Genomic DNA, 16,946 nt, shown 5'->3' with positions numbered 1-16,946 from the left:
GATGCTTTCGGGTTTTTTTGATACTATTAGTTATAGACTTGGCCATTAATGATTACCGTATCGATATGGTTATCACCGAAAGCATAAGGTAAAAATTGATAATTAGGAATTTCTTTAGTAATGATTACATTCGCCTTTTTTCCTCGGCAAATACTTCCATATTGGTTAGAAATTCCCATAGCATAGGCACCATTTATCGTTGCCGCATTGATAGCTTCCTCAGGTGTTAACTTCATTTTAATACATGCTGACGCAACTACAAAATTCATGTTTCCGCTAGGTGTAGACCCTGGATTATAATCACTAGCAATTGCTAATGGTAAACCGGCATCAATAAGTGATCGTGCTGGTGTATAGGGAATTCCTAAAAAGAAGGAACACAAAGGCAATGCAACTGGCATGGTATTGGAGTTTTGCAATGCTGGAATATCTTCAGGAGCTAGTTCTTCGAGATGGTCTACTGACAACGCATTGTATTTAACTCCTAGGGCAACTCCTCCAAAAGCATTGAATTGGTTAACATGTATTTTCGGAATTAAGCGATGTGCTTTGGCAGCTTCTAGAACCTGTTCGGTATCTTTAAGATCAAAATAGCCCTTTTCACAAAACACATCTATATATTCTGCCAAATGTTCTGCAGCTACAGCAGGAATCATCGTATTAACTACCAAATCGATAAAACTCTTTTTATTTTTTTGAAAGGTTTTAGGTAATGCATGCGCTGCTAGTAATGTAGGTTTCACTTTCACAGGAAAATCCTTTTTCAAACGTTTAATAACGCGTAACATTTTTAGTTCGGCTTCAACGGTTAAACCATAACCGGACTTAATTTCAATGGCTCCAGTCCCCATTTTAATAACTTCGGTTAATCGCTTAGCGGCTTGGTTGTATAACTCATCCTCTGACGTATTTTGGAGCTTTTCAGCCGAATTTAAGATGCCACCACCATGTTTAGCTATCTCCTCGTATGATAAGCCATCAATGCGATCAACAAATTCTTGAACGCGATCACCAGCATAAACTAAATGCGTATGTGAATCACACCATGTTGGAAGAACAATTTTACCACTTGCATCAATAACTTCTTCGGCTTCAATATCATCACAATCTTCCATTGGGCCATACTCTACAATTGTGTCATGTTCAATAAGTAAATACGCATTTTTTAGAATAGGCAAGACTTTCATGTCTTCGCCAGTAACAATGGTGACGTTAGTTTTTCTTACTTGTATGAGTTCTTTGATATTGATAATAAGTAAAGACATTTGGTTAGGTATGAATCATTGATGTCATAAATATATAAATCTTTGACAAAAAAAAGCGACCCAATACCAAGAAGAGGTAGTATTTTAAATTTTTATACTGTGCCTTAGTACTTTACAAACTTATAACTTTTAGCGTAATTATTGATATTAATAAAATATACACCACTCTCAAAATGAGACACATCGATAAAGTTGTTATTTGAAATTGTTTGGGAGGCAATTAATTGACCAATGCTATTATAAATTGAAATTGAAAACGATACTTCGGTGTTTAACTGAATGTATAATTGGTTAGAAACTGGATTGGGATACACCTTAACCTCGTGACTATCTATTGCAGGAAGGGATAAGGTGATGTTTTCATTTCGAAATATATTCACTCGATCATCTGCATAGGCAATTGTTGCCGTATCAAGATCACCATCATTTTCGAAATCGGCAAAGGTAATCGTGTACGCTTGATTTTGAGTTGCATCAATAATTTGTTCAGGACCAAAATTTCCCAAACCATCGCCTTTAAACCAAATGATGTCATTGCCAGAACCAGACGCAGCGCTGGTAAGGATAAAATCTTTCAAATTATCATTATCGAGATCTCTCAAGTCCAAACACGCTGGATTAGCAATACTAGATGGAATCACAGTTTCGCTGTATGTTGCTGTGCCTGGTGAAATTTGAGTGCGTTTAAACCAAGATGCATTTCCAGTAAGATCGGTGACTAATATATCTAAACTTGAATCGTTGTCAACATCTTCAGCCATCACACTGAAAATATAATCTTTGGTATTCACTGAAACGGCATTAGTATCCGCTGTAAAATTACCATCACCATCATTATAGAACACTTCTATTCTGCAGTCATTAGGTGTGCCAAAAGCAACGGCATTAGCAATTACACTATCAATATCACCGTCAAAATCAATATCTTTCATTGCAAAAGCACCAGGACTAGGGATGGTATTATTGATAATATTTTTTGAACTGAAATTACCTAAACCATCATTAGCAAACCAAACAACCTCATTACCATTATAAGCCGAAACTGCCACATCTAATGTGGAATTGTTATCGATAGCCCTTACATAGACTTGTCCGGGTCCATTCAAAGAAGAAGATATAGGTTGTTCAACTCCAAAATTGCCTAAACCATCATTTGGAAACCAAACCAAAGTTCCATCGATTGACGAGGTAGATACCACATCGTTAAATCCATTACCGTTAATATCTGCAATAGCCACCCCTCCAGCACTGTCTAATATTCCAATTGGAGTTGGCTGTAGCGTAAAGTTTCCTGTGCCATCATTTCTTAGCCAATAAACGGTGTCACCAAGTGTGGTACTCACCACAATATCTGGATAGCTATCATCATCAATAAGTCCGGAGGCTATATTATACGGCGCATTACCTCCAGGTATTGGGAGTGCAATTGATTGTGTTTTAGTAAATGTTGTTTGTCCGAGTACATCGAAACATGCAAGAAGTATGAGCAAACTACAAATTGATAATTTATACATAGCGATTGAAAAAAATAAGCCAATGAATCGAAGATTTATCAGCTTATAATAAGGATCATAATTATTAGTGTTTAATGAATTTTAGTGTGTCACTTAGATTATTAAATTTAATGATATACATACCACTCTGTAAGTTTGTGATATCTAAGTTTTCATTTTGTGCAATAGAAGTACGCATCACCGATTTACCAACAATATCAAAAATTTCAAGATCTAAATTTTCCGAAGACATTCCTGAAAAATTTAATATGTTTCTTGCCGGATTTGGATAAATACTCAATGCATCAGAAGTAAACTCAGGTACACTTAGGGTGGATTGTTCATTTTTAATCCATTCTATTGTATCACTAGAATTACCAACAACGGCAATATCCAAATGTATGTCACCACTTAAATTGTCAAAGTTTGCAATGGTAATATTCTGCATTTGAATATTCTTATCTATTATTGTTGTTGGGGTTGCGCTTGGTGCAGCATTATCAGCACCTTGAAAAAATAGTATCGCTACATCCACGACACCACTGTCGGTAAGGATGACATCGTTTTGCATATCACCATTAATATCAACAACAGCAAATCTTCCAGGCCTATCAATTATAAGCTCATTAGATATTGGGTTAGGTGGAGCAGGCACAGCATCTTTAGCTTTTTCAATCCATTCAACATCACCGGAGGAATTATCGAGGAGGACAATATCCATGACCTCATCATTATTAACATCAGCAATTGCAACTTGCAATAAAAAAGAATTACCACTACTTACTGTTTCCAAATCTTGGGTAAATGTTGCAGTCGCAGCGTTCATTCCATCATATTGATTGTAATATATTTCCACAGTTTGGGAGTTTGCAAAACCAACAAGTGCATCTAAATCACCGTCGCCATCAAAGTCTCCTAGGTCCATATAATAGGCACCATCTACGGTACCGTTTTCGATATCCGCTTCACTTGTAAAATTACCGGCTCCATCACCAGAATACCATACAGTTTTATTGTCAGTATAAACCACAGTAGCAATATCTATATGTCCGTCGTTATTGATATCACCAGCAATAACTTCTCCAGGAGCTGCTAACGTACCATCAATAACAACTTCGTTACCAAAACCTTCGCCAGAAGCCAGGGCAGGGAAATAGACTAATTTATCATCAAGTACTGAAGTAACTATGATGTCATCACCAAATTGGCCATCTACATCAGCAACTGTTAAACCGTCTATCCAAGTTATAGTTGATGAAACGAGAGGATTAAAAGGATCTGTCAAATCAACAGGTTCAAACTTAAAATTACCAAAACCATCATTTTTATACCATTTAATGTTGTCTTGAGTACCAGCGGCATTGTAAGTTGCCATAACAATATCGATATCACCATCACCATCTAGATCTCCTGAAGCAATTTCATAAGGCTCTTCACCTGTATTTGGATCAATTATTTGGCTGGCAGCGAAAGGTTGAGCATAAGCTAAATTGCTAATACCAGCAATCGTTAATACATAAAGTAAAGTTTTTTTCATAATCAATTAGTTTTAGGTGCTAATATAGCTTAAAGTATCAATAACACATCCGTTTATCGGAATATTTTGCGTTTTATCGTTATTTAAGAGTGCCAACCATGTCCTCAGGTTTAACCCATGCATCATAGTCTTCAGCCGTTACATAGCCCAAATTAATGGCTTCTTCCTTTAAGGTAGTTCCATTTTTGTGCGCGGTATTAGCGATTTCCGCAGCTTTATAATACCCGATTTTTGTGTTCAAAGCGGTTACGAGCATCAAGGAATTATTGAGTAATTGCTTGATAACTTCATGATTTGGTTCAATGCCAGAAGCACAATGCTCATCAAAACTTACGCAAGCATCACCTAGGAGTTGGGCTGAATGCAATACGTTCGCCGCCATCATTGGCTTAAATACATTAAGTTCATAGTGTCCTTGAGTACCACCTACAGTTACTGCAACATCGTTACCCATGACTTGTGCGCAAACCATGGTTAGTGCCTCACATTGTGTTGGGTTAACTTTACCAGGCATGATTGAACTTCCAGGTTCGTTAGCAGGAATGATAATCTCACCAATCCCACTTCTAGGTCCTGAAGCCATCATACGAATGTCATTCGCAATTTTATTTAAAGAGACAGCTATCTGTTTTAAAGCACCGTGGGTTTCCACGAGTGCATCGTGAGCCGCTAGTGCTTCAAATTTATTGTCGGCAGTAACGAAAGGGAGTTCAGTAAATTTAGCGATATAGTCAGCGACCAATTCGCTGTAGCCTTCAGGGGTGTTCAAACCAGTTCCTACAGCAGTTCCTCCTAGAGCTAACTCAGATAAATGTGGTAAGGTATGTTCTAGAGCTTTAAGCCCATGATCTAATTGAGATACGTAGCCGGAAAATTCTTGTCCTAGTGTTAAAGGGGTCGCATCCATAAGATGTGTACGACCAATTTTGACTACATTTTTAAAGGCTACAGATTTCTCATGAAGGGTGTTTCTCAATTTGATAACACCAGAAATTGTTGTTTCTAACACTTTCTTATAGATAGCTATGTGCATTCCAGTAGGAAAGGTATCGTTAGACGATTGTGATTTATTTACATCATCATTGGGTTGAATCGTTTTTTCACCTTCACCAATTATGTTTCCAGCTATTTGATGCGCACGATTGGCGATAACTTCGTTGACATTCATATTGCTTTGGGTTCCAGAACCAGTCTGCCAAATAACCAATGGAAACTGGTCATCATGTTTTCCTTCAAGAATTTCGTCACAAACCTGTGCTATTAAATCCCGTTTTTCAGTATCTAAAACGCCAAGTTCAGCGTTGGTATATGCTGCGGCTTTTTTAAGGTAAGCAAAGCCATAAACAATTTCTAATGGCATGGAGGCAGGTGCGCCAATTTTAAAATTATTACGCGAGCGTTCCGTTTGTGCACCCCAAAGTTTATCGGCAGGCACTTTAACCTGGCCCATGGTATCTTTTTCTATTCTATAATCCATAATATATAATGTAATTTCACAGCTACAAAGTTAGGGTTTTTGATGGGTTTTTTTGATAGAATTCAGGCTTTTATTAGTCTGAAAAATAAAGATAAAACAAGAGATTTAGCATTTTTAGTAATATTATATTTTTTGATAAACTGATAATAATTCTCACCTTTCTTATTGCAAAATAAATGGCTTTATTATATCTTTGCAGTAATAAAAAAAAACCACATGTTTGAATTTGACCAATATTTAGGATTTTTAGCATTTTTAACCATCTTAACCATAGGGTTTTGGTTAATGATTTTCTTAATCACATTTGTAGTACCATATTGGATTGGTGGTTCGCTAATTGAGCGTATGAAAGAAATTAAAGAAGAAAAGAAGGCAAAACGTGAGGCTGATAGTCTCTAAACTTGTAAAATCTCATAAATAAAAAAGGAAATCAAATTGGTTTCCTTTTTTTATGGCATCATTTAGGAATTAACCTTCAAAGTCAAAATCATCTCCACCACCATTATTGCCGCGTCCATCGCGTTCACGATTTTTCTGTTGATTAAAGCGATAAGTAAAAGAGACATTAAATGTTCTTACGCGCCATTGAAATTCGCTTTCTGAATTAAAATATGCGGTCTTGATTTTCATCTGTGGCCACGTCTTCAACAGGAACATTATCTTGAACAATAAGTGATTCCTCCAATTCCGAACTTTCTTCATATTGAAAGTTTAAGGTTAATCGGTGATCACTATTATCGCCAAATTGCTTATCAAAATTGACAGTATATTGTATTGTTTTATCATCTTCAAACTCAGGGTCAAAACGAGTTCTTGATGACGTTAGAAGTCCATTTGTATCAAATTCTCTTATAAAATTATTAGATTCTCGTTCGTTATTGCTGTTGCGATATTGAATGGAAGTGGTTAAAGATGCTGAGTCATTAATGTACCATTCCACGCCAAAATTAGAATTTAGTCCTTTACGGATACGATCAAAATCACGTGTTTCTTCTAATCGGTTATTATCTGGAAAAAATTCAGTATCAGAAAAAGAATTTCCAGGGACATTTCTGTAGTTATAGCTAGTTGTATTGAAAAAGTTGAAATCACCTGTTCTATAATTGATATTTCCTGATATACCAGCTTGTGAAGGATAACCAGCATTAACTGTAATCGCACCATTGATGCCTTGAAGTTTACTTCGTCTTAAAATGATATTTAATATACCAGCGGTACCTTCAGCGTCGTATCGGGCAGAAGGCGCAGTAATAACTTCCACACGCTCTATAGCTTCCGCAGGTAATTGGCGTAAGGCTTCGGTAGAGTTTAAACCAACAAGTCCAGATGGTTTACCATTAATTAATATTCGAACATCATCATTTCCACGAAGGGCTACATTGCCTTCAACATCCACAGAAACAGAAGGCACATTATCTAAAACATCACTTACTGTGCCACCTCTCACAGTGAGATCTTTTCCAACATTATAAATTTTCTTATCCAATTTTATTTCTACTGTAGTGCGCTCAGCAATGATTTCTACAGCTTTAAGCGCTTCCAAATTCAAAGCCAAAGTAACAGTGCCGAGATTTATATCTTTTTCAATGGATTTATCTTCGTAAGTTTTGGTTTTATAAGACAAATATTCTACTGCAACAGTATATACACCAACAGGAACATCAATTTTAAATACACCTTTAGTATCTGTAATACCACCCGTTACCATTCTATTTTCTTTTTTACTGAAAAATGATACGGTTGCATACTCTAAGGGTGCCTTATCATCTGCATCAATGACAGTTCCAGAGACGGTTACTTCATTCTGAGCAAAACTCATTACAGATAAAAAACAGAGTAGTAGTTGGCTTGGTATTTTTAGCTTCATTTCAAAGTTGATTTACATTTTGTGCAAAAGTAAAGCCAATTCAAAAGACTTATGGTTAATCCTTTGTTAAAGCAACAAATGACCTTCTTATTTTAAGTCGTTCAAAATAAGTAGTTAGAAAGTAAGTTAGTTCTTATTCTTCTCTTTTCGTTTCTTTTTCTTTTTTTTACTGTTTTTTTTCCACTTGCCTTTAACAGCATCCATTATGCTTGACATATCATCCTCTGAAACCATGGTTTTAACATCTTTAAAATGGGAGTCATCTAATTTATTGATGAGCTCTTGCCGCTCTAATTCGCGAAGTCCCAGCATGTTTATCTTTTTAAATTCTTCAAAGTAAGACTCCATGGTTTGCGCAATAATTTCTTTTTGAAAATCATCAATATTTAATGTTGCCAAAAAATCGCTAATGTATTCTTCTTTCTTTTCTTCCATTTGCGCTTCGTACTTAAGTTTGGCCTTTTCTTCTCGAGATTGAGAAAATGCAGTGCTCATTAAAGTAAAGCATAACAGTACAGTGAGGTTAAATGTTTTCATTTTATGTTTGATAATAAGTTTGACAAATGTTTATATTTTTTACTAAATAATTTCTAATATCTGCTCTGGTGGCCTGCCGACCACAGCTTTTTTACCGTTGATAACAATAGGTCGTTCTATCAATTTGGGATGATTTACCATTGCTGAAATAATCGCCTCATCACTTAAGGTTTTGCCTTTAAAATCAGATTTCCAGATGGGTTCATTTTTCCGAACTAATTCTAAAGGTGATATTTCTAAAAGCGAAATCACTTTTTTTAGTTGTATTTCGGAAAATTGCTCATCCAAATACTTTATGATTGCAAAATCTTTGCCAGAATTTTCTATGAGCTGTAATCCTTCTCTAGATTTGCGACATCTTGGGTTGTGATAGATAGTAATCATGTGGTTTTATTAGATTATAATTCGTTTGAATGTTCTTCTTTTTGCCCCATCATCATGAGATAGGCCTTTAAGAATGGTTCAATATCACCATCCATGACAGCATCGACATTTCCAGTTTCATGACCTGACCTCACATCTTTGACTAATTTGTAAGGATGCATGACATAATTACGGATTTGACTTCCCCATTCAATTTTCATTTTTCCAGCTTCAATATCTTCGCGTTGTGCCATTTGCTTTTGCAATTCAATCTCATAGAGTTGAGATTTTAGCATTTGCATTGCACGTGAGCGGTTATCATGTTGCGAGCGTGTTTCTGAACATGAAATTTGAATACCAGAGGGCTTGTGCGTTAGTTGTACTTTTGTTTCTACTTTGTTTACATTTTGACCACCAGCACCGCTAGAGCGCGCTGTAGTGATTTCAATATCTGCTGGATTGATATCAATTTCAATAGTATCATCCACCAAAGGATATACATAGACAGATGCAAAGCTAGTATGGCGTTTAGCGTTGCTATCAAAAGGAGAAATACGTACTAAACGATGTACACCATTTTCACCTTTTAGCCAACCAAAGGCATAATCACCCTCAATTTCTAATGTTACCGTTTTTATACCAGCGACATCACCTTCTTGAAAGTTAAGTTCTTTGACTTTAAACCCGCTCTTTTCAGCATACATCAAATACATACGCATCAACATACTTGCCCAATCACAAGATTCTGTTCCGCCAGCACCAGCTGTAATTTGAAGAACAGCACTTAGGGAGTCACCCTCAGCAGATAGCATGTTCTTGAATTCTAGTTTTTCAATAAGTAAAAGTGCTTTATTGTAGCGACTTTGTACATTGTCGGCAGAGGCTTCTTCTTCTTTGAAAAACTCATAAATGACTTCAAGGTCTTCAATTAAAGTTTTTGAGGTATTATAATCTTGAACCCAACTTTTTTTCTCACGAATCGACTTCATTACCAATTCGGCTTTTTTAGAGTCATTCCAGAAATTTGGGTCGAAAGTTTGTTCTTCTTCGTTAGAAATTTCTATGAGTTTGGCATCTATGTCAAAGATAGTGCCTTAGTTTGTCAAGGCGTGAATTGAGATCCTTTATATGATCTGATGTTATCATAACATGTTCTTTTCAGCGAAATTAATATATAAATTCAACAGAAAAAATTTTAACTCAAAAATCTGATGATTTTGATTTCCCAATCGTGTCATTTGTATGAAATTACGTAGTTTTATGGCATAAATCACTGCTATGAAAAAAAAATTATCATTACTCGTCTTTCTTTTAGCTGTAAGTCTAAATTTTGCTCAAGTTCTAACGAAGAAAAATCTCGAATCATATAACGGTTTCTTTAATTTTCATTATGAAGTTGCGACAGATAAAATTTTTCTGGAAGTAAAAGCATTAGAAAAAGAGTTTCTTTATATCAATTCATTAGCTACAGGTATCGGATCTAATGACATTGGTTTAGACCGAGGACAATTAGGTCAAGAACGATTGGTGAAATTTAAGAAAGCTGGAAATAAGTTGTTACTGGTTCAACCTAACATGGATTATCGAGCCATAACGAATAATACCTTGGAAAAAAAGAGTATCGAACAAGCGTTCGCCAAGTCGGTACTATATGGCTTTAAAATAGTTGAAGAGAAGGAAGGTGCTTATATCATAGACCTAACCCCATTTTTACTGCTTGATGCACATGGTGTAGCTAATCGTCTGAAATCTGAAGGCACTTATAAAGTTGATGCGAGTAAAAGTGCATTAGCCTTGAATAGAACGAAAGCGTTTCCCAAAAATGTAGAGTTTGAAGCGTTATTAACTTTTAAAGGTGAGCCAAAAGGCCGAAACATAAGAAGTGTTGCGCCAACAGCTTCACTGGTGTCTGTTATCCAACATCATAGTTTTATTGAATTGCCAGATGATTCGTATAAAATGCGTGAGTTTGATGTGCGAAGTGGTGCAATTGCGATGTCGTATCTTGATTACGCAACACCAATTCAAGAACCAATTAGAAAGCGTTACATCATAAGACATCGCTTAGAAAAGAAGGATCCTGAATTAGCACGAAGTGAAGCTAAGGAGCCTATTATTTATTACCTTGATCCAGGGACTCCAGAGCCTGTGCGCTCAGCACTTTTGGAAGGTGCTCGTTGGTGGAATGAGGCTTACGATGCTATCGGATTTATAAATGCTTTTCAAGTTAAAATGCTACCAGAAGATGCCGATCCTATGGATTGTCGGTATAATGTTATCCAGTGGGTACATCGTTCAACAAGAGGATGGAGTTATGGAGGTAGTGTCGTTGATCCAAGAACCGGAGAAATTATTAAAGGACATGTGAGCTTAGGAAGCTTGCGTATTCGTCAGGATTTTTTAATTGCTCAGGCACTAATGGACAAACCATTTGCTGAACGTGATGATAATTATCAACCCATGCTTGATATGGCATTAGCAAGAATCCGTCAGTTAAGTGCTCACGAAGTTGGTCATACTATTGGTTTTGCACATAATTTTGCAGCGAGTACTAATGACAGATCATCGGTTATGGATTATCCACACCCTACAATTAAAATGACCAATGGAAACATTGACTTTAGTGACGCCTATGCCAGAGGTATAGGAGATTGGGATAAAGTGACTGTGGGCTATAGTTATTCTGAATTCAGCCAGAATCAAGATGAAAAAGAAGCTTTAAATAACCTATTAAAGGTTGCTACTTTTGCAGGACATCGTTTTATTACTGATTCTGATGCGAGAGCTCAAGGTGGGGCGCATGCACTAGCCCACTTATGGGATAATGGTAAAAGTGCTTCTGAAGAATTAGACAATATATTACAAATAAGAGCAAAAGCGATTTCTAATTTTTCAAAAGATAATATTAGACAAGGCGAACCGTATTCGGTATTGGAAGATGTGTTTGTACCACTTTATTTTTTCCATCGGTATCAAACTGAAGCGGCGACAAAGGTCGTAGGTGGATTAGATTATAACTACGCTATTAAAGGTGGTGGTCAAGATATTGTAAAACCCATAGCTGTTAAGAATCAAAAAGAGGCATTAAATCAAATTTTAAATACGATTTCTGCGGAGGCATTAGCTATTCCCAAGGATAAATTAGAACTCTTTCCGCCAAGAGCATTTGGATATTATAGAAGTCGTGAATCATTTACAGGAAAAACAGGTGTCGCTTTTGATCCTATGAGTGCAGCGGCAACAGCAAGTGATATGACGTTAAGTTTATTATTACATCCCCAGCGTGCTAACAGAATGATTCAGCAACAAAGTTTAGACGATAAGCAACTGGGATTTGATGACATGCTACTTCAGGTTTTAGAGGCGTCTTTTGGTAAGCGTTATGAAGATGCGTATATCAATCAAATTCAGCAACTTATTAATGAACGCGTATTAATACATATGATGAATTTAGCAGTGAGTGATAACTCCTTTTTGCAAGTGAAAGCTAAAGCAAATGATGCCATCAATACTCTTTTGAGAAATTATCTATCAGATAAAAAGAAACCATCTCCTTATGCGACTCAATACGGTTTGATGATTAGAGAATTTAGAGAGCATCCAGAAAAGTTTAAACTTGAAAAAACACCAAAAATTCCAGATGGCTCTCCCATTGGAAGTGATTTTTGTAATTATAATGAATATTAAGACATGAGAATAGATTTAAGAAGCGACACCGTTACAAAACCATCCGAGGGGATGTTAGACGCTATGATGACTGCTGAAGTTGGAGATGATGTATTTAAAGAAGATCCCACTGTAAATGCTTTGGAAGAACGCTTAGCTAAAATGTTTGGAAAGCCAAAAGCACTATTTTTTCCTTCTGGAAGCATGGCAAATCAAACAGCTATTAAATTACATACGAATCCTGGAGAACAGATAATTTGTGATAAGTATGCTCATATTTTTAATTATGAGGCAGGAGGAGCCGCCTTTAATAGTGGTGTTTCTTGTAATCTTATTGATGGGCATAGAGGGATGTTCACTACAGAACAAGTGATTGCATCCATAAACCCTTCTGAATTTTATTACAGTCAATCAAGTTTGGTGGAAATTGAAAACACAACCAATAAAGGAGGAGGGGCGTGTTGGAATTTTGAAGAATTACAACAAATTAGAACTGTTTGCGACAAACATAACTTAGGCTATCACCTAGATGGAGCACGATTATGGAATGCTTTAGTGGCTAAAAATGAAACGACTGAACAATATGGAGCTATTTTCGATACTATTTCTGTATGCTTGAGCAAGGGTCTTGGGTGTCCGATTGGCTCAGTATTGATAGGAGATGAAGACATAATGAAAAAATCGATTAGTCTTAGGAAAGTTTTTGGAGGTAACATGCGACAAGTTGGATATTTAGCAGCAGCTGGCATGTATGCTCTAGATCATAATATGAATCGATTAGCTGATGATCATAAAAAAGCACAAGAGATAGGAGGGGTCTTGCAAGATATGTCAATTATCAAAAAAGTTGAACCCATAGAAACTAATATTGTAATTTTCGAGCTTGAAAGTCATGTCGATGAAAGTGAGTTCTTAAAACAACTTAGAGATCATGATATTCACATAATTGGTATGGGAAGCAATAAGTTGCGAATGGTGACACATTTAGATTACACTGACGCTATGCATCACCGACTTTTAGAGGTGCTCAATAACTTTTAAACGCCGTTATTTAAACATATCCATTCCAGGGATATTAGGCATACCTTCTTTAGCCACAGCAGCCACCTCAGTTTCATGCACGGTAGTTGCTCTTGCAATTGCTTTGTTGATAGTAAGAATTAGATAATCTTCAAGCATATCTTTGTCCTGAAGTAATTCATCGTCAATATCAATTGCTTTTATGGTCCGATTGGCGGTAATCGTTACGTTTAGTTTTTCATCATGACTCTTCTCATCAATTAAAACACTGTGTAAGCGCTCTTTTGTTTCTTCTACTTTCTTTTGGGTTTCTTTGAGTTTCCCCATCATTCCCATCATATCTCCAAACATAATGTTAAGTATTAAAATTATCAGATGCAAAATTACTAAATTGCCGCACTTTTTAAAAAGAAAATGAAGACGATTACTCAAGCACCTATTGCCAGACAGATTTCAAAGCAATTAACTATCCATAACGATACGCGATTAGATAATTATTTTTGGCTTAACGAAAGAGATGACCAAGAGGTATTGGATTATCTTAAGGCTGAAAATGATTTTTACGAACAAGAAACCGCACATAACAAAGACTTTGAGAAGTCACTGTTTGAAGAAATGAAAGCGAGAATCAAACAGGATGATACCTCAGTTCCTTATAAATATAATGGTTATTGGTACATTGTTAGATATCAAAAAGGAAAGAACTATCCGATCTATACGCGTAAAAAAGAAAACTTAGAAGCAGAAGAAGAATTGCTCTTTGATTGCAACCAAATGGCAGAAGATCATGGGTATTTTAGATTGGTAGGACTAAGTGTGAGTCCTGATAACACAATGATTTCGTTTGGAACGGACTTAGTTGGTAGACGACAGTATAAAATTCAAATCAAAAATTTAATTACCGGAGAGGTTTTCCCTGATTGTATTAAGAATACAACGGGTTCATCGACATGGGCCAGTGACAATGCTACCTTGTTTTATACTAAAAAAGATGAGCAAACTTTAAGGGCGAATCAAATTTTTAAACATAAAGTGGGTGATGTTGCAGATCAAGATACTTTGGTGTTTACCGAAGAAGATGAAACATTTGGAGTGGCCGTATACAAGACAAAATCAAGGAAATATATTATTATAGCCTGCTATAGTACGCTAACTAATGAATTTCATATTCTGAAATCGGATAAACCTGATGATAGTTTTACGGTGTTTCAAAAACGAATACGCGGATTAGAATATAGTCTTGCTCATTTTAAAAATCACTTTTATATCTTAACAAATTTAAATAAAGCTACCAATTTCAAATTAATGAAAACACATGAAACTCAAACGGAACTTAAAAATTGGGTTGAGGTGATTCCACATAGGGAGGATGTTTTACTTGAAGATATTGAAATTTTTAAAGCGTTCTTGGTGATTAATGAACGTTCTAATGGTCTGAACCAGATACGAATTAAGCGTTGGGACAATACCGTTGATTATTATTTACCATTTAAGAGTGAAACCTACACTGCTAATTTGAGTACAAATGTTGATTTTGACACTGATATTTTACGTTACACATACAATGGCTTAACAACACCGGCATCAGTGATTGATTTTAATATGACAACCCATACAAAGGAAATCAAGAAAGAGCAAGAAGTTTTAGATCCCACATTTGATAAAAATAATTATACGTCTGAACGCATTTGGGCAACAGCACAAGACGGGACTAAAATCCCAATGTCATTAGTAAGGCGGAAGGACACCAAGCTCGATGGGACAGCTCCCTTATTGCAATACGCCTATGGAAGTTATGGCTCTACTGTAGATCCATATTTTTCTACAATTAGATTATCTCTGCTGGATCGCGGATTTATTTATGTCATTACCCATGTGAGAGGCGGTGAATATTTAGGTAGACCTTGGTATGAAAAGGGCAAGTTACTTGATAAGAAAAACACGTTTTCCGATTTTATAGATTGCTCAAAACATTTAATTAAGCAAAACTACACATCTAAAGAACATTTATATGCAATGGGAGCAAGTGCTGGAGGTTTAGTAATGGGTGTCATACTTAATGAAGCGCCACAATTATATCATGGTATTATTGCAGCAGTACCTTTTGTAGATGTTGTAACAACAATGCTTGATGATTCTATTCCTCTTACTACAGGAGAATATGATGAATGGGGAAATCCGAATGAGGAAACGTATTACAACTATATGAAGTCCTACTCACCTTATGATAATATCAAAAAACAAAGCTACCCTCACTTATTGGTAACGGCGGGCTTACATGATTCTCAAGTGCAGTATTGGGAACCTGCAAAGTGGGTAGCAAAGTTGAGAATTTATAAACAGGATACTAACAAACTGTACTTGTTGACTAATATGGAAGCGGGTCATGGCGGAGCTTCTGGGCGATTTGACGCTTTAAAAGAGGACGCGAAAGAATTTGCATTTTTGTTAGAGTTAGAGGGAATTTCTAGCTAATTCAAAAAAAAATGTTAATTTTGCAAGGTTTTACGTTTCTTTTCTGACAAAGATGAAACTGATAAATAGCATTTATGAAAAAAGACATACAAGTATTTGATAATGTTTTACAGTTAATAGGTAAAACACCCCTCATCAAATTAAATAAAATGACTGAAGGGTTTGAGGGAGATTTCTATGCTAAAGTAGAAGCCTTTAATCCAGGTCACTCGTCAAAAGACAGAATTGCACTTCATATTATAGAAGAAGCTGAAAGACAAGGCATCTTAACTCCAGGAGATACTATTATTGAAACGACATCGGGTAATACTGGTTTTAGTATTGCAATGGTGAGTATCATAAAAGGGTATGAGTGTATACTGGCAGTGAGTTCTAAGTCTTCTGCTGATAAGATTGACATGTTAAAGTCTATGGGTGCACAAGTATATGTTTGTCCCGCAAATGTGAGTGCAGATGATCCGAGATCATACTATCAGGTAGCTAAGCGTTTACATGATGAAATTAAGGGGTCAATTTATATTAATCAGTATTTTAATGCCTTAAACATAGACGCTCATTATAATACAACAGGTCCTGAAATTTGGGAACAGACAGAAGGGCAAATCACACATATGATAGCTTGTAGTGGAACTGGAGGAACAATTTCAGGTATTGCAAAATACTTAAAAGAGCAAAACTCGGGGATTAAAGTAATTGGTGTTGATGCTTATGGTTCGGTATTAAAGAAATATCACGAGACTCGTGAATTTGATGATAAAGAGATTTATCCATATCGAATTGAAGGTTTAGGAAAAAATTTAATTCCTACAGCAACCGATTTCGATCTTATTGATAAGTTCATAAAAGTAACAGATGAAGAAAGTGCTCATACTGCGAGAGAAATCTCTAGATCTGAAGGCTTATTTGTTGGGTATACTAGTGGGGCTGCAATGCAAGCCATAAAACAATTGAATGACGAAGGAGAGTTTAAATCAGGAGATAAAGTAGTTGTTGTATTTCCAGATCATGGTTCACGTTATATGAGTAAAGTTTATAGTGATTCATGGATGCAAGATCAAGGATTTTTTGATAGTCAGACAGAAACTGCTGAAAAAATTCAGTACATAAAATAGTAAACGATAATGAAAAAAACATATAACTCCTATCACGTATCATCGTGATAGGTTTTTTATGTTAAAATGGGATATAAACATTGGTTCATAAAAATATTATGCTGTCATAATATAATTACCTAATTTTGTCCCAA

The 16,946-nt window shown here is 35.9% G+C and carries 15 protein-coding genes; 5 read left to right on the top strand and 10 right to left on the bottom strand.

The features are described from left to right. Positions 1–26: 26 nt before the first annotated feature. From hutI to fumC, 4 genes are all read right to left on the bottom strand, one after another. Entirely contained in the window at positions 27–1,265 is a 1,239-nt protein-coding gene (gene hutI, locus BLT57_RS10965; protein WP_091425674.1) for an imidazolonepropionase, read from the bottom strand. Between the two features lie 104 nt (positions 1,266–1,369). Further along, a complete protein-coding gene (locus BLT57_RS10960) occupies positions 1,370–2,779 on the bottom strand; it encodes a T9SS type A sorting domain-containing protein (protein WP_091425673.1) in 1,410 nt (469 codons plus the stop codon). A 64-nt stretch (positions 2,780–2,843) separates the two neighbouring features. Then, the gene (locus BLT57_RS10955) at positions 2,844–4,295 is read right to left on the bottom strand and encodes a T9SS type A sorting domain-containing protein (RefSeq protein ID WP_091425672.1); all 1,452 of its coding nucleotides are present in this window, start codon (positions 4,293–4,295) and stop codon (positions 2,844–2,846) included. A 79-nt stretch (positions 4,296–4,374) separates the two neighbouring features. Next, on the bottom strand, positions 4,375–5,772 hold the full coding sequence (gene fumC, locus BLT57_RS10950) for a class II fumarate hydratase (RefSeq protein WP_091425670.1): 1,398 nt from the start codon (positions 5,770–5,772) through the stop codon (positions 4,375–4,377). Positions 5,773–5,988: 216 nt separating this feature from the next. Here fumC and BLT57_RS10945 point away from each other — a divergent pair, with 216 nt between their 5' ends. Then, complete coding sequence (locus BLT57_RS10945) at positions 5,989–6,171, top strand: hypothetical protein (protein ID WP_091425669.1); 183 nt, start codon at positions 5,989–5,991, stop codon at positions 6,169–6,171. Between the two features lie 69 nt (positions 6,172–6,240). Here the strand turns inward: BLT57_RS10945 and BLT57_RS14080 are convergent, their stop codons facing one another. The 5 genes from BLT57_RS14080 to prfB form a co-directional block, all read right to left on the bottom strand. Further along, complete coding sequence (locus BLT57_RS14080; protein ID WP_157717180.1) at positions 6,241–6,402, bottom strand: hypothetical protein; 162 nt, start codon at positions 6,400–6,402, stop codon at positions 6,241–6,243. Beyond that, positions 6,377–7,639 carry a carboxypeptidase regulatory-like domain-containing protein gene (locus tag BLT57_RS10940; protein WP_091425667.1) on the bottom strand — a complete coding sequence of 421 codons (1,263 nt, stop codon included), beginning with the start codon at positions 7,637–7,639 and terminating at the stop codon, positions 6,377–6,379. Before BLT57_RS10940 ends, BLT57_RS14080 begins: the two co-directional genes overlap by 26 nt. 126 nt (positions 7,640–7,765) lie before the next feature. After that, positions 7,766–8,176, bottom strand: coding sequence for a hypothetical protein (locus BLT57_RS10935; RefSeq protein ID WP_091425666.1), 411 nt, complete (start codon positions 8,174–8,176; stop codon positions 7,766–7,768). Positions 8,177–8,218: 42 nt separating this feature from the next. Then, positions 8,219–8,560 (bottom strand): arsenate reductase (glutaredoxin), encoded by a 342-nt coding sequence (arsC, locus tag BLT57_RS10930; RefSeq protein ID WP_091425664.1) that lies wholly within the window; start codon positions 8,558–8,560, stop codon positions 8,219–8,221. A 14-nt stretch (positions 8,561–8,574) separates the two neighbouring features. Then, a protein-coding gene (gene prfB / locus BLT57_RS10925; protein ID WP_157717179.1) for a peptide chain release factor 2 occupies positions 8,575–9,685 on the bottom strand; the annotation gives its coding sequence in 2 pieces (ribosomal slippage) (positions 8,575–9,621 and positions 9,623–9,685; 1,110 coding nt in all). 132 nt (positions 9,686–9,817) lie between these two features. On the opposite strand from prfB, the gene BLT57_RS10920 reads away from it, so the two are divergent. Further along, positions 9,818–12,226, top strand: a complete 2,409-nt coding sequence (locus tag BLT57_RS10920; protein ID WP_091425661.1) for a zinc-dependent metalloprotease — start codon at positions 9,818–9,820, stop codon at positions 12,224–12,226. 3 nt (positions 12,227–12,229) lie between these two features. Further along, complete coding sequence (locus BLT57_RS10915) at positions 12,230–13,246, top strand: low specificity L-threonine aldolase (protein ID WP_091425660.1); 1,017 nt, start codon at positions 12,230–12,232, stop codon at positions 13,244–13,246. Positions 13,247–13,252: 6 nt separating this feature from the next. Here the strand turns inward: BLT57_RS10915 and BLT57_RS10910 are convergent, their stop codons facing one another. Further along, positions 13,253–13,576 (bottom strand): YbaB/EbfC family nucleoid-associated protein, encoded by a 324-nt coding sequence (locus BLT57_RS10910; protein ID WP_091425658.1) that lies wholly within the window; start codon positions 13,574–13,576, stop codon positions 13,253–13,255. A gap of 63 nt (positions 13,577–13,639) precedes the next feature. Here BLT57_RS10910 and BLT57_RS10905 point away from each other — a divergent pair, with 63 nt between their 5' ends. Beyond that, complete coding sequence (locus BLT57_RS10905) at positions 13,640–15,700, top strand: S9 family peptidase (RefSeq protein ID WP_091425656.1); 2,061 nt, start codon at positions 13,640–13,642, stop codon at positions 15,698–15,700. Positions 15,701–15,774: 74 nt separating this feature from the next. After that, on the top strand, positions 15,775–16,812 hold the full coding sequence (locus BLT57_RS10900; protein WP_091425653.1) for a PLP-dependent cysteine synthase family protein: 1,038 nt from the start codon (positions 15,775–15,777) through the stop codon (positions 16,810–16,812). Positions 16,813–16,946: the final 134 nt, after the last annotated feature.

Source organism: Formosa sp. Hel1_31_208 (genome assembly GCF_900104785.1).
Classification (GTDB): Bacteria; Bacteroidota; Bacteroidia; order Flavobacteriales; family Flavobacteriaceae; genus Psychroserpens.
The sequence above is the reverse complement of the archived record's forward strand: the minus strand, read 5'-3'. Positions and strand labels throughout refer to the sequence as shown.